Source organism: Mesobacillus thioparans (genome assembly GCF_965138835.1).
Taxonomy (GTDB): Bacteria; Bacillota; Bacilli; order Bacillales; family Cytobacillaceae; genus Mesobacillus; species Mesobacillus thioparans.
The window spans coordinates 140,038-153,983 of the sequence record NZ_CBCSFH010000005.1 but is presented as its reverse complement, the minus strand read 5'-3'; the positions used below and the strand labels follow the sequence as shown (position 1 = coordinate 153,983).

Here is a 13,946-nt window from a genome sequence, read left to right as displayed (position 1 = left end):
TTTGGGGTTTTTCAAAACTAGTATGTTGCAATATACTCACAATATAAAGTTCGTTAAAAAGAACGTTTGAGCGAACGGTTACTGACTGGAGGTGGTCTCTATACGGTACGGTAGACTAAGAAAGTTTAAAAAGAAAAATGGTTATCATTTTCTTTTGTTAAAATTTTTGGCTGTATGGTACTTACTCATAGGGATATCTTCCACAATAACTGGCCAAACGGGTGCCTATTTCAGTGACTCAAATTCAGTAAGTGGAACAATAAAAGCTGGAATATGGGAAACGCAGGAGAATAGTGGATGTTCAGATGATAAGACACATGGAGATTGGGATTGTAGTTCATTAAAGTTTACTAACAGTAAATTTGATGGACAATTTATAATCGCTACTATTAAGAATACGGGATCTGATATGAAGGCTAGTGGGAAATACGAAATTTATTATAGTGAAAATGAAAATCCCAAAAAAGGTCAAAAACTTTCTGAAACTATTTCATTTAAAGCTCTGAAAAAAGGTGAAGAATTTACGTTAACATTTACACCTGAATTAAGTGGTAAATATAAGTTTAAAGCATACCAACATAAAGATCATCCTGGTGGAGGAGAACTATGGAGTGATGAGATTATCGTCAGTATGAATAAGGTTTCTCAACCTGCCAATGATGAAAAGAAAGTCGAGAATGGAGATCAGATAGAGCAAGAAGAATCAAAGGTTGAAGAAGATAGTAAAAGCAATGATCCGATCCAAAATACTGACAAAGAAACATCAAGTGTAAAGAAAAATGAGGAGCAACCTGCGCAGGAACAGAACGAGGGAGCAGAAGGCAAAATCCAAGAAGATAAAAAGCAAAAAGAAGATGTAAAAACATCAGATCAGACTGCTAATCAAGAAGAAGTCATTACTGAAAATATTGAAAGTACTGACAGCAATGAACAGAGTTCTAAGGAGGGTAACTAGTTTGAAAAAGGCAATAAAAATATTTAGCAATCTTATTACTGCTGTCTTATTTATCAATCTAATACTTATGGCATTTCTGGTTGTTTCCTCTAAAGCATCTGGTGGAGAGCCTCAGGCATTTGGTTACCAGTTAAAGACTGTCCTCTCGGGTTCCATGGAGCCTACTTTTAAAACAGGATCGATTATTGCAGTCAAGCCAGTTGATGCCAAAGAAAAAGAAACACTAAAAAAAGGCGATGTTATTACCTTCCAGGCTAGTGAAGATAAACTTGTAACACACCGAATCATTGGTGTTAAAACCAGTGGAAACAATGTGATGTACGAGACAAAAGGTGATAACAATAAAACAGCTGATATGGACCCAGTCCTCTCAGCAAATGTAAAAGCAGTATATACAGATTTCACCATTCCTTATGTAGGTTACTTCATAGATTTTGCTCAGTCTAAAGAGGGAAGCGCATTACTATTAATTGGACCAGGATTACTGCTTCTTGGTTATGCAGGTTTCTCTATATCCCAAGCACTTAGAGAACTTGACCCAAAACAGAAAAAAGATGATCCAGAAGAAAAAACTGCTTAACATGGTTGCACTCCTTGTTTTCAAGCAAGGGTCAATATATAAAATTATACATACCCGAATGGGGTAAGAGGAGGAAATTGTAATGAGTTTGAAAAAGAAATTAGGTCTGGGCATTGCATCAGCAGCAATGGGTATTTCACTTATTGGTGGGGGCACATTTGCTTACTTTAATGATGTGGAAACAACAAACAACACTTTTGCAGCAGGTACTTTAGATTTGTCCATTGATCCATCAACAATTATTACAGCAACAAACATTAAACCTGGAGATAGAATGTCACGTACATTTAAGCTGAAAAATACTGGTTCATTAGACATTTCTAAGGTATTGATAAAGACGGACTATTCAGTTGTAAACAAAACAGGCGCACCTGCAAACGTTGATGATTTAGGTAAGCATATTCGTGTTAACTTCTTGAAAAATGAAGATAAAAATGGTGTTATTCAACCTGAGGAAAATATTATTGTAAGCACTACTTTGGCTGATCTAAAAGGTCAAATGCCTGATGCAGTTGAGAATAAAATTTGGGCTTGGTTTGGCTGGGGAGACGAAGCGAGTGGAATCGCAGCAGGTACACAGGATGAACTTTATGTTCAGTTCGAATTTGTAGATAACAATGCAGATCAAAATGAGTTCCAGGGAGATACTTTAAAACTCGAATGGAAATTTGATGCAAAACAAACAGCTGGAACTAACAGATAACATCTATTACTTAAAAGGTGGGGGATTCTCCCACCTTTTGTTAAATTAAAAGGTGGGATTAGAGTACTATGAAAACACAATGTTTCATTTATAAACTATTAACAGTTTTTATTGCAGGGATTTTCATAGTAACTGTCTTTTTTTATGAGATTGCTGTATATGCGGAGGAAAATGAAATAAACATACATGTAATTGAAAATGGTTTCATATTTAATGTAGATGATCTTAAACCTGGTGACTGGATGCCACGCGATCTAGTCATCAAAAACGACGGCAAACAAGACTTCAAATACACTGCCCAGGTTGGTGAAAAAAATTCCTACAAAGGTCTATTCGAGGAACTTGAGCTTTTGGTCAAAAAAGATACCAATGTTCTCTTCGATGGCAAGCTAAAAGACTTTAAAGGTCTTAATCCACGTGTGCTACCAAAGGGTTCACAGGAAAATTTGTTTTTTCAGGTGACGATGCCTTATGAACTGGGGAATGAATTTCAGGGTTCTGCCGCAGAGGCTGAGATTATTTTTTATGCTGAGGCAATTACCAATACTCCCCCGAGTTGTGAGGAGGATCCATCGCAGGTAGGATGCGGGCAGCCTTCAGGTGAAACTCCAAAGGGTCCGAACACGCCAGATGTCAAAGATGTAGTTGTAATACCTAAAGATGTTAATCGACTTCCGAATACGGCTACTAATAATTATAATTTACTTCTTGCTGGTGGAGTCTTATTGGGTGGAGGAAGTTTTCTGCTTTTACTCCATCGCAGAAGAAATCGCCGTGATAACTGATTAAGGCCTGGAGTTATTTACTTCAAGGCCTTAATAGTTTATCAAGGATACTAATGTAATGAATGTTAACAGTGCCCTTTGTTTGGGAAAACTATGGATAGTTCTCTAACTAGTTCTTTGAGGTGATTCCTTTGACATTACTCTTCTATTACCTAATAATACTTAATCTATTTGACGCTGCGGTAACTTGGATTGGTTTAGAGAATTCTTTGATCTCTGAATTGAATCCGTTTATACTTGCTGTCTATGAAGCACATCCTTTCTTATTCATCCTCATCAAAGTCATTCTTTCCATTTTCCTTTTATTATTTGTTCTTTTTAAAGTAGTCCCTCAGTCTTCAATTATCAAGGGCATCACAATTTTTGCATCAGCTGCTTACACTGCCGTCTTCTTTATGCATGCCTTCTGGCTCATCCACATCTTTTAATAGTGTTTAACTTAAAAAGTTCCTCAAAAGTTCATTTCTTTCATAGTTAGCTATATTAATTATTCATCGTGATAGGCGTATAATTTTTCTTATAAACATATAAGAAAGAAGGCGTATCGTACATGTTTCAAACGCTCAAACGTGAGCTTTTGGCCGGGATTACGGTTTCGGTTGTTGCGCTGCCTCTGGCATTGGCTTTTGGGATGCAGGCGACGGGTAATTCTGATGGTGCCATTATTGGTTTGTATGGTGCTATCATCACTGGTTTCTTTGCTGCTTTGTTTGGCGGGACGAAGAGCCAGGTTACGGGTCCGACTGGGCCGATTACGATCATTTTTACAGGGATTGTGGCGACTCAAGGTTTGGAGTATGCGTTCATTGCCGCATTCATGGGCGGGGTTTTTCAAATTGTCTTTGGGTTACTAAAGGCAGGCAATTATTTAAAATTCATTCCATTGCCAGTGGTCAGCGGTTTCATGAATGGGATTGCCATCATTATTATTATGGGGCAGCTGCAGTATGTAACCGGCAGTTTTTTGGTCGTTGTTTTGACGATCATTTTCATGCTTGTTTCAATGAGGTGGATCAAGGCGATTCCGCCTAGCTTGATGGCGTTGATTTTAGGGACAGTCGCTGTGGTGCTTCTGGAGAAAGCTTTACCAGCTGTTCATTTCACATTGCCATTCCTCAACGATTTTATCTTCTTTGACAGTGTTGCTAGAATAGGAGAAATTCCAAAAGGACTTCCGCAGTTTCATTTGCCTGCAGCAGACGTTAGTACACTGATCCAGTTGATCCCTGCCGCATTAAGCATTGCAGTCCTGGGTTCGATTGACTCTCTTTTAACTTCTGTCGTCATGGACAACATGACAGGTACAAAGCACAAAAGCAACAAGGAATTAATCGGCCAGGGGATCGGCAACACGCTTGCTGGTTTGTTCGGCGCGATGCCTGGTGCGGGAGCTACCGTCCGATCAGTGGTAAACTTAAGAAGTGGTGGCCAGACTGCTCTGTCAGCGATGGTCCACAGTGTGGCCCTGTTGCTGTTCATGCTAGTGTTTGGACCGCTTGCAGAGGAGATTCCGCTGGCCGTGCTTGCAGGGATTTTAATCATGACAGGAATCACGATGTTTGATTATGACAGCTTGAAAATTTTAAAGGATGAGCCAAAAACCGATGCAGCCGTCATGCTGGTGACAATGATATTAACAGTAGCCATTGACCTTATGGTAGCGGTGGGCGTTGGAATCGTGATGAGCGCGCTGATTTTCATGAAGCGGATGAGCGAGGAAGGTTTCAAGATTACTAGTAGGTTCGAAAATAGTTTAAAAGTATACACGCTCGAAGGACCACTATATTTTGGCGCGACAGAATTGATTACCAAAACGATCAGTTCGGATAGCAGCGAGGATATCGTGATTGATATCGAAAAAGTCACTATAGTCGATGCTTCGGGAGCATTACTTCTGCTTCAGCTTAAAGACCAATTAAAAGAGCGTGGCCAGAATCTTTATCTTGTCGGCAATGACCTTGATCTTGGCGGAATCCTGCGGAAGATGAATATTTTCCATGAATTTGGCACAACAGGGCATTTTGAAACCCTGGAAGAATTAATCACCTTTTTAAAGTTCAATAACAAATTAGTTCACGGTGCCTGAGTAAAATCAGGCACTATTTATTTTTTTATAAAAATATTGCCATTTTTTTCTTTTACAGGTACAATATGAAAGTATTAACTTAAGGAGGCAGTCGAAATGATTACCACAACTAATGGAACAGCAACAACAATTTCATATATTTTTCCTTCGGCCTGCCTGTATTGTGTGTAGTAGCGCTTATTTTTGTCATCTAAAATAATAGCTAAACCACGGACTGGGATGTCTGTGGTTTTTTTGTGCCTAAAAATCGAATGTATGTTCTTGGGGAGTGGTATTGTGATTACTGTTGAAAATTTAAAAAAGGAATATAAATTGGTGAAGCGTGACCCTGGTCTTAAGGGTGCGGTCAAATCCCTTTTTAACCGGAAGTATGAGACGAAGCATGCGGTGAAGGGGATTAATTTTTCCATCCAACAGGGGGAGACGGTTGGCTATATCGGTGCGAATGGTGCGGGTAAGTCGACGACGATCAAGATGCTGACGGGAATCCTAACACCGACGTCTGGCAAGGTGACGGTGAATGGGCTGGTGCCATATGAAAACCGCCAGAAGAATGCGGTGAATATCGGGGCGGTTTTCGGCCAGCGGACGCAGTTGTTCTGGGATATCCCGGTCCGTGAATCTTATAATCTGTTAAAACATATTTATGAGATTCCTGAGGACCAGTATCAGGAGACAATCGGGATGTTCACCGAGGTACTGAACCTGGAACCATTGCTCAGCATTCCGGTCAGACAGCTTTCGCTCGGGCAAAAAATGCGTTGTGAGCTGGCTGCGGCCTTCCTTCACAGACCTAAAGTTGTTTACCTGGATGAGCCTACAATCGGCCTTGATATTGCGGTAAAAGTGAAAATCAGAAAGTTTATCAAAGAAATGAATCAGCGCTGGGGCACAACAGTGCTGCTGACTACACATGACATGCAGGACATTGAGGAAATCTGCGACCGGATCATCATTATTGATGGCGGTACGATTTTGTATGATGGCGGGCTGGAGCAAATCAAAAAGCAATTCGGGCAAAAACGTGTGATCCATTTTGAACTGGCTGACAAGGAAAGATTCGTGTTGCCAGATCCACTCAATGGACAGGTGGAAATTTTACCGAACGAAGAAGAAACGAAGGTCAGTCTGTCTTTTGATCATGAGGCTGTTAAAAGCTCGTTCGTCATTTCAGAAATGATGGGCATGTATGAGATTGGCGATTTGAATATTGCAGATCCTAAGATTGAAACGATCGTTGAGGAGCTGTACAACAAGCAGGAACAGGGGGGAGAGCATGAGAAAGTATTGGCAAATAGCTAAGGGACGGATGCAGGAGAACACAGCTTATTCTGCCTGGTACTGGGCTGGGACTCTATCTGCGGTAATGAGGCTATTGATTATTTACTTCTTCTGGCAGGCGGTCTATGCTAACCAGACGACGATTGAAAACATTAATTTGGAAACAATGCTCACATACATCGTCATTGCCATGATGCTTCAGGGATTTGTCGGCGGTGTTGGGAATGAGCTTGCGGAAAATATTAAGGACGGCCAGGTCGCGATCGAGCTGATGCGTCCGTACGATATGATCTTTAAACTGTTCGCGGTCGATATTGGCTCGAAAATCATGTATTTGATCCAGGGGACGCTTCCGATGGTGCTGATTGCTTACTTCTTCATGGATTTAAGTTTTCCAAAATCCCCTGAGACGCTCATTTTATTTATCCTGAGTGCACTAGTGGGCATCTGGATCGGAACGTTCTTTGATTTCCTTGTCGGTGTGCTCGCATTCTGGACCGTCAATGTATGGGGAGTCAGGGTGCTGAAGGAATCCTTGATTACATTTTTCTCAGGTGCACTCGTGCCGATCACGCTTTTTCCGGATTGGCTGAGAACGATCACGGAATTCCTGCCGTTCCAGGCGATGGTATATCTGCCGGTTTCGATTTATTCAGGCCTCATCAGCGGGACGGACGCTTATATGGCACTTGGAGTCCAGCTATTCTGGCTACTGTTTTTATATGTTTTGGTTAGGGTAATCTGGTCTCAGGCGATTAAACAGATTACGATTTTTGGAGGTTAGGAGGCGATTGTATGCGTCGTTATACGAAATTATATTGGGAGTTTGCGAAGAGCCATATGAAGGTGATGATGGAGTACCGAATCGACTTTTTGATTGGTGTCGCCTCAGTGATGCTCGAGCAGTTCGCTTCGATCTTTTTTGTAAAAGTGGTGTTTGACCATATTGAGCAGATCAATGGCTGGTCGTTTTATGAGATATTGTTCATTTATGGGATTGCAGCTACGGGCCGGTCGATTCATCAGATTTTCTTTGATAATCTGTGGACGCTCGGCTGGCAGTATATCAGGCCAGGGAAGCTGGATCGTTTGCTGATCAGGCCAGTTAATCCGTTATTTCATGTTGTTGCAGATCGACTGCATCAAGATGGTTTTGGCCAGTTGATCATCGGGTTGATTATCCTCGGAACTGCAATTCCACAGCTTAACCTTGTTTGGGGAGCGACGGAAATCGCGATGCTGGTCATTATGATCATCTCCTCCGGTTTGATTTTCGTGGCGATTAACTTATTTTTCGCGACATTCAGCTTCTGGATGATCGACAGTCTGCCGATTGTATGGGCCGTCTTCAACCTGAGCGACTTTGCGAGATATCCGCTGACGATCTATCACAAGGGAATCCGCATGTTCCTGACATGGATCATTCCATACGGTTTCACAGCATTTTTCCCGGCAGCTTATTTTATCGATAAGTCTGGCTACAAGGAGTTCGCGCTATGGACTCCGGTTGCTGCGGTTGTTTGCTGTGTGCTTGCCTATGCCTTCTGGAACAGGGGTCTGAAAGCTTTTGCAAGTACAGGTAGTTAATTTGAAAGCAACCCGAAAAATGTAGGGAGTTTGCGCCTAACACTTTCATTATCGTATTGCCCCATAGGATTTCAATCAGGTAAAATGGAAAAAAAATAGATTGATAGGGGTGGCAAGGATGTTGGAAAGCAAGTCCATCAGAGAAGTGTGGCAGGAAGTCGAGAAGGTCATGAATGAAAAACCAGAGCCAATACTAGAGATGAAGGCCGTATATCAGTATGACATTACGGGAGATGACAGCGGAACATTCCAATTGCTAATCTCTTACGGAACGGCACATGTTGTCGAAGGTACTGAAGCAGCTCCAGATTGCACCCTGACACTGTCAGATCAAAACTTCAAGAAAATGATCATGGGCAAGCTGAACGGAACCGTAGCCTTCATGACCGGAAAACTTAAAATCCAGGGAAGCATGGGACTCGCGCTCAAACTTGAAGGAATCCTAAATGATTACAATCTAAGCGAAACAGCATGAAGCAACGGACCAGGGACTTAATCGCCTGGTCCATTTTTTATTCGATAAAAAATTCTTTTCCATCCATAAAAAATATTTATTAAAAATCATAAGCGCGATGAGACAAAAAGTAACAAGATGTGACACATCCTGCTATAATAAGGCTATCAAGTTTAAATATTTAAGGAGATTCCGGATGGAACCATTCCCAAAAAATTCTATTTTAATATATGAAGAAGTAAAAGCAGTTAAATTCTTTTTATGGACTTTCTATATAATACTTTTACCTTATGATTTTATTTATTATTTTCTAGTTCCTTATTTCAATAAAGGAACAATGGGATTACCTGAGGGCGGACTTGGCTTTTTCTTTCACATCTTTTTATTTTTGCTGCTTCCAGCGGCTATTTTCCTGGTAAGGCGTGGTGAGCCAGAGAAAGTAAAGTATTTATACTTTATAGCATTTGTGCTAATTGACTCTATTAATAATTTCATGATTTACTGGGGAACTGACCATGAGTTTAAAAGCGGGCATGTCCTGGAGATCTACTTTATCCTGTTCTCACCGATATTCGTTAATAAACGATTCTTTTGGACCATGACTTTAGGATTTTTCATAAAATATTCCTTACTCGGGTTTGCTTTTCAGTCGCCTAAAGTGTTAGTGCCGATGGGGCTGATTATTTTTATAGCGATTATATCCTGGATCCTGCTTACACGTTTCCAATCTTATATAAATGCTATTACAGCAATCCATAATGATTTGAGACAAAAAGAAAAGTTGGCTGTTATTGGACAAATGGCTGCAGCGGTTGCACATGAGATCAAAAATCCTCTATCTTCATTAAAGGGCTTCACACAGCTTCAACAGGAGAAAGATAAAGGGGATGATCAATATTACCCGATCATGCTCAATGAGATTGACAGAATTAATTCGATCGTCAATGATTTATTGATTCTGGGAAAACCGAATACCGCTGTTAAGACTCCAAAAAACCTTGAAAATATCATTGATTATGTAACATCTGTTATTGACCCGCATGCGCAAAGAAAAGATATAACAATAAACCTGGACATTAAGGAACCATATTTCCTTTTATGTGACGAAAATCAATTGAAACAGGTTTTTATCAATTTGATTAAAAATGCGATGGAGGCCATGCCTCAAGGCGGCACGATTACCATCAAGGCAAAGCCAGGCAGCGATCATGTCAAAATTTCTGTTATCGATGAAGGCTGCGGCATTCATCCTGATAAACTGGCTAAACTCGGTGAACCATTCTATACAACCAAGAATAATGGCAATGGTTTAGGTTTAATGGTTACAAAGAAAATCATTGAAGAACACGATGGCAATATTGATATCCAGAGCGAGCTTGATAAAGGCACAAATGTGACCATTACATTGCCAACCACTCAAAAAAATGGCTGAATTATGCAATGTTATCCAATAAATAAACCAAAAGGACTATTTTATTAAATAGTCCTTTTGGTTTATAATGAAGAAAAATGTCGAATACCAGAATTTAGTTTTATAGGTAATATTACTTATATTTATTATTATCTTACGAAAACTATAAACCTGGAAAAATTATTGGCGATTATAAAAGTAAAAGGTTTTTGCATTTAACAGAAAACGTGGGGTACTCGCATCATGCAGATTAAAGCAAGGGATACTAGTTTAAATTACGAAGAAATAAGAGCAATAGGCTGGTTCATGGCATTATTCTATGGAATATCGATAGTCTATGACTTTTTCTATTACTTTGTTTACGCAAAATATGTTCTAAATCTAGCTCCGGGACTTCCTGGTGCCTTCGGATACTGGTATTACTTAGTGATGCTGCTGCTTATCCCGTTAGCATTCTATCTGAAAAAGAACAATAGGACATCATCGATAAAATTTGTTTTCATCATAAGCTTCGTCATTCTTTCCATTATCAATGATGGGGTTACTTATTGGGGAAACACTCTGGATTATGCAAGTGGCAATGTAGTAGAAGTGTTTTTAATTCTCTTTTCACCCATTTTTGTGAATACACGATTCTTTTTTGTAGTATTTGGCGGAATGCTTTTTAAATATCTATTCATAGGGTTTATGCTACAAACTAGTGAGGTTTTGTTCCCGATTGTCCTTGTTCTGGTGTTATCGGGAATTGCCTATACGGTATTATTAAGGTTCCAAGGATACGTGAAAGCGATGAAGACCTCATACGATAAGCAATTGGAAGGAATCGTTAAGGGCGTTATTGCCACTATAGAACTAAAAGACCCTTATACGAAGGGCCATAGTGAACGAGTAGCGCAATATGCCCGAACACTTGCGAAATCCACCGGGATGTATTCAAGTGAGGAGTTAGAATCTTTCTTTTATGCATGTTTGCTGCATGATATAGGCAAGGTCAATATTCCAGACCATATCCTCATGAAACCTGGAAAACTTACAAAAGAAGAATACGATGTAATCAAGAAACATCCTGAAGTGGGAGCAGAAGCAATCATGAAAGTGGATGGTTTAGGTGAAAGTATCGAAATTATAAAATCTCATCACGAAAGATGGGACGGAAAAGGATATCCAGAGCAGCTCTCAGGAGAGGGAATTCCTTTTCTAGCCAGGGTCGTTTCAATAGCTGATGCATTTGATGCCATGACTTCTTCAAGGTCATATCGCTCTGCAATGCCTGTTGGCGAGGCCTATAACCGGATAATAGATGGGGCTGGGACCCAATTTGATCCACAATTAGTTGTACTATTCAAAGAGATCTTTTCAACATGGGTTGAATGTCATGATAAATATCAAAGATCTGCAGATACACCGCTTCCAAGTCCAACATACAGGTTTGTCAAAGAGGAGGTGACGATATGAAGATCCGCAAACTTAAAAAAGTTAAAACAACTTGCTGGTGGTGCAACTATCTTCCGATTTTCCCTTGATGTTAGAAAAGGATGCTTTTAAGGAGCATCCTTTTTCAATCCAGTATGTTTGAAAAGGCGGATTCTCGATGGAAATTACCTACGATACAAAAATTAAGCTGTTCCCACTTAGTGTAAGGCAGGAGAAGCTTCACTATATTGTAGAGAATACAGTGACAAATGATTTTTTTGAAATGCCTGAAGTTTGTATTGAAGCAATCTCGATGATTCAGAATAATGGACTGTTAAAAGATATTGAGGAAAAATTAAGTAAAAAGTTTTTTGATGAGGATGTAAATATCATTGAGTTTATTAAGCAATTGATTGAATTGGATTTTGTAAGTGAAATTGATGGGAAGACAATAACCCGGATCGTGAAAATGAAAGAAGGCACGGGTTTTCAATGGATACCTCAAAAGATAGGGCAGATACTTTTTAATCGATATACCGCAAAGATCTATTTCGCCATGCTGCTCGGCAGTATTCTAATTTTGATTTTTAATCCTGAGTTGGTTCCTCATTATAAGGATATTTTTATATTTGATTTAATGATTGAAAATGTCCTAACTGTTTTTTTGATCACTTTACTGCTCGTTTTATTGCATGAACTAGGACATGTTATTGCCATTCGTGGAGAAAATCTGAATGCAAGATTAGAGTTGGGTCACAGATTGTTTTTCGCTGTGCTTGAAACGGATTTAACGCAGGGATGGAAGTTGCCTGCGGAGAGACGAAACACTCTATTATTTGCTGGCATGTACATTGATATCGTGGTCATTTTCATTTCATTACTGCTCCAATTATTCATGAAAGCTGATAGTGTCTATGCTGGGATTTTAGGTATAGTAGTCTTTAATACTATTGTAAGGCTTTTGTACCAGTTATGCGTCTTTATGAAAACGGACTTCTACTATATTCTTGAAAACATTACAGGTTGTTATAACCTGATGGAAAATGGCCGGAATTTTTTAAGCAGGTGGTTTCCGATTATAAAAAAAGATGAAACGACCATGCCATTCAATGGGGAAGAAATTATTGTGAAAAGATACGCCTATTTCTACCTTGCCGGCATCCTCCTAACGATCGTGATCACCGCCTACTACTATGTCCCGCAAATGATTTTTGCGGTGAACGAGATGATGGTTCCTGGTTTTGCAGAGCCGCTGACCAGCATACGTTTTTGGGACTCGGTTGTCTTTTTGCTGCAAATTGTTTTGGTTTTGGGGTTATTGCTTTATTCATGGACGAAGAAATATCGTATCAGCAGTTAAAAAGACAGCCGGGTGGCTGTCTTTTCGTCTGTTTTAATAGCTTTTGATGTAATCTATTAAAATTTCTTTATATTTTTCCAGCGATTCCAGCAAGACAAATTCATCATCGCCGTGCCAGTTCGCTCCGCTTGGCCCGAACTCGATTGCCGGGATTCCATGGGTTGCGAAAAACTGGGTGTCTGCTGCTCCATGCTGGCCAAACAGGATGGCTTCACCCTCGATATGTTTTTCCACTACGGGTTTCAGCTGGCTGATGAATGGGTCGTCTTTTTTTGTGGCGACCGGGATTCCCTTCAAGCTGACGGTGACTTTCCCGTTTGAAATGCTTTCGATCTGCTGGATGATTGCATCAGAATCCTGTCCAGGAAGGTAGCGGATATCAAGGGACATGATGCACCGGTCCGGTACTTTGTTGAAAACTTCACCGCCTGAAATGATGGCAAGGTTGATAGAGGGTGATTCATAGAACTCTGAGCTTTCTTTGGTAAAAGGCAGATCGAGCAATTTTTCATAAACTTGATAGGCTTTGACGATTGCGTTCTCGCCTTCCCATGGCCGGCTGCCGTGAGCCGATTTTCCTGCCACTTCAACTTCAAGCCGCAGTACACCTTTGGCCTGCAGGGCGATTCCGAGCTGGGTCGGTTCCGAGGCGATGACGAAATCCCCGCGATAGCCATTTTCGACAAGGTAGCCTGTGCAATTTTGACCGCCAATTTCCTCGTCCGAGACAATCTGCAGCTGGATTTTCACACCAGGTTTCTGATCCCGTAATTCCTTCATGGCGAACATCATGGCGGCAACGCCAGCTTTCATGTCCGCTGAACCCCTGGCAAAGATTTTGCCATCCTTCTCAACAGGGACAAACTGCTCCTTTTTCCCGCTGACAACATCGACATGGCCATTCCAGACGATTGTTTTATCGCCCTCTCCAATCTCGCAAACAAGCATTTTATATCCATTATTCTCAATCAAACTTGGCTGCAGTTCATGCTCAATCAGCCATTGTCTGCAAAACTCGACCGCCTGATTGGCCCCTTCCATGGTGGAGCTGTCAATCAGGAGCAATTCTTTTAATAATTCCTTCATTCCTTCAACACTCCTCAAAAAAGGTTCTATAGTACATTACCACTCTATCCATGTTTCAATCTTATAAATAAATAGTAGTACTTTTTAAATAAGAGAGATAATTAAATGATTCGCAGGAACTGCTATCCTTTTAGGGTAACTGAAAAAAAAGGGGTAACAAGTCCCGATTGTTTACTCAGATTTTACAAAAAGTTAAGAAAAGTCAGGTCCTTCAGTCCATTTCCTTCTATTTTAATCCTACTATA

General features: G+C 40.3%; 14 protein-coding genes. 13 read left to right on the top strand and 1 reads right to left on the bottom strand.

Annotated elements, in window-relative coordinates:
• Positions 1–91 precede the first annotated feature (91 nt).
• The 13 genes from tapA to ACNAZ4_RS10680 all read left to right on the top strand — a co-directional run bounded on the left by tapA (position 92) and on the right by ACNAZ4_RS10680 (position 12,615).
• Positions 92–955, top strand: coding sequence for an amyloid fiber anchoring/assembly protein TapA (tapA, locus tag ACNAZ4_RS10740; RefSeq protein ID WP_415814363.1), 864 nt, complete (start codon positions 92–94; stop codon positions 953–955).
• 1 nt (position 956) lies between these two features.
• Complete coding sequence (gene sipW / locus ACNAZ4_RS10735) at positions 957–1,535, top strand: signal peptidase I SipW (RefSeq protein ID WP_415814361.1); 579 nt, start codon at positions 957–959, stop codon at positions 1,533–1,535.
• Between the two features lie 82 nt (positions 1,536–1,617).
• Positions 1,618–2,238: a TasA family protein gene (locus ACNAZ4_RS10730; protein WP_415814360.1), complete on the top strand. Its 621-nt coding sequence runs from the start codon at positions 1,618–1,620 to the stop codon at positions 2,236–2,238.
• 68 nt (positions 2,239–2,306) lie between these two features.
• On the top strand, positions 2,307–3,023 hold the full coding sequence (locus ACNAZ4_RS10725) for an LPXTG cell wall anchor domain-containing protein (RefSeq protein WP_415814358.1): 717 nt from the start codon (positions 2,307–2,309) through the stop codon (positions 3,021–3,023).
• A gap of 122 nt (positions 3,024–3,145) precedes the next feature.
• Complete coding sequence (locus tag ACNAZ4_RS10720; protein ID WP_415814357.1) at positions 3,146–3,451, top strand: DUF5658 family protein; 306 nt, start codon at positions 3,146–3,148, stop codon at positions 3,449–3,451.
• Positions 3,452–3,573: 122 nt separating this feature from the next.
• Positions 3,574–5,109 carry a SulP family inorganic anion transporter gene (locus ACNAZ4_RS10715; protein WP_415814355.1) on the top strand — a complete coding sequence of 512 codons (1,536 nt, stop codon included), beginning with the start codon at positions 3,574–3,576 and terminating at the stop codon, positions 5,107–5,109.
• 276 nt (positions 5,110–5,385) lie between these two features.
• Positions 5,386–6,411: an ABC transporter ATP-binding protein gene (locus ACNAZ4_RS10710; protein ID WP_415814354.1), complete on the top strand. Its 1,026-nt coding sequence runs from the start codon at positions 5,386–5,388 to the stop codon at positions 6,409–6,411.
• On the top strand, positions 6,386–7,174 hold the full coding sequence (locus ACNAZ4_RS10705) for an ABC transporter permease (RefSeq protein WP_415814352.1): 789 nt from the start codon (positions 6,386–6,388) through the stop codon (positions 7,172–7,174). The genes ACNAZ4_RS10710 and ACNAZ4_RS10705 overlap by 26 nt, the downstream gene beginning before the upstream one ends.
• An 11-nt stretch (positions 7,175–7,185) precedes the next feature.
• On the top strand, positions 7,186–7,977 hold the full coding sequence (locus ACNAZ4_RS10700) for an ABC transporter permease (RefSeq protein WP_415814351.1): 792 nt from the start codon (positions 7,186–7,188) through the stop codon (positions 7,975–7,977).
• 118 nt (positions 7,978–8,095) lie between these two features.
• A complete protein-coding gene (locus ACNAZ4_RS10695; protein ID WP_415814349.1) occupies positions 8,096–8,452 on the top strand; it encodes an SCP2 sterol-binding domain-containing protein in 357 nt (118 codons plus the stop codon).
• A 175-nt stretch (positions 8,453–8,627) separates the two neighbouring features.
• A complete protein-coding gene (locus ACNAZ4_RS10690; protein ID WP_415814348.1) occupies positions 8,628–9,863 on the top strand; it encodes an ATP-binding protein in 1,236 nt (411 codons plus the stop codon).
• Positions 9,864–10,085: 222 nt separating this feature from the next.
• Complete coding sequence (locus tag ACNAZ4_RS10685; RefSeq protein WP_415814347.1) at positions 10,086–11,297, top strand: HD-GYP domain-containing protein; 1,212 nt, start codon at positions 10,086–10,088, stop codon at positions 11,295–11,297.
• Between the two features lie 136 nt (positions 11,298–11,433).
• Entirely contained in the window at positions 11,434–12,615 is a 1,182-nt protein-coding gene (locus ACNAZ4_RS10680) for a hypothetical protein (RefSeq protein ID WP_415814346.1), read from the top strand.
• Positions 12,616–12,648: 33 nt separating this feature from the next.
• Here the strand turns inward: ACNAZ4_RS10680 and ACNAZ4_RS10675 are convergent, their stop codons facing one another.
• Positions 12,649–13,701, bottom strand: coding sequence for a M20 family metallopeptidase (locus tag ACNAZ4_RS10675; protein ID WP_415814345.1), 1,053 nt, complete (start codon positions 13,699–13,701; stop codon positions 12,649–12,651).
• Positions 13,702–13,946: the final 245 nt, after the last annotated feature.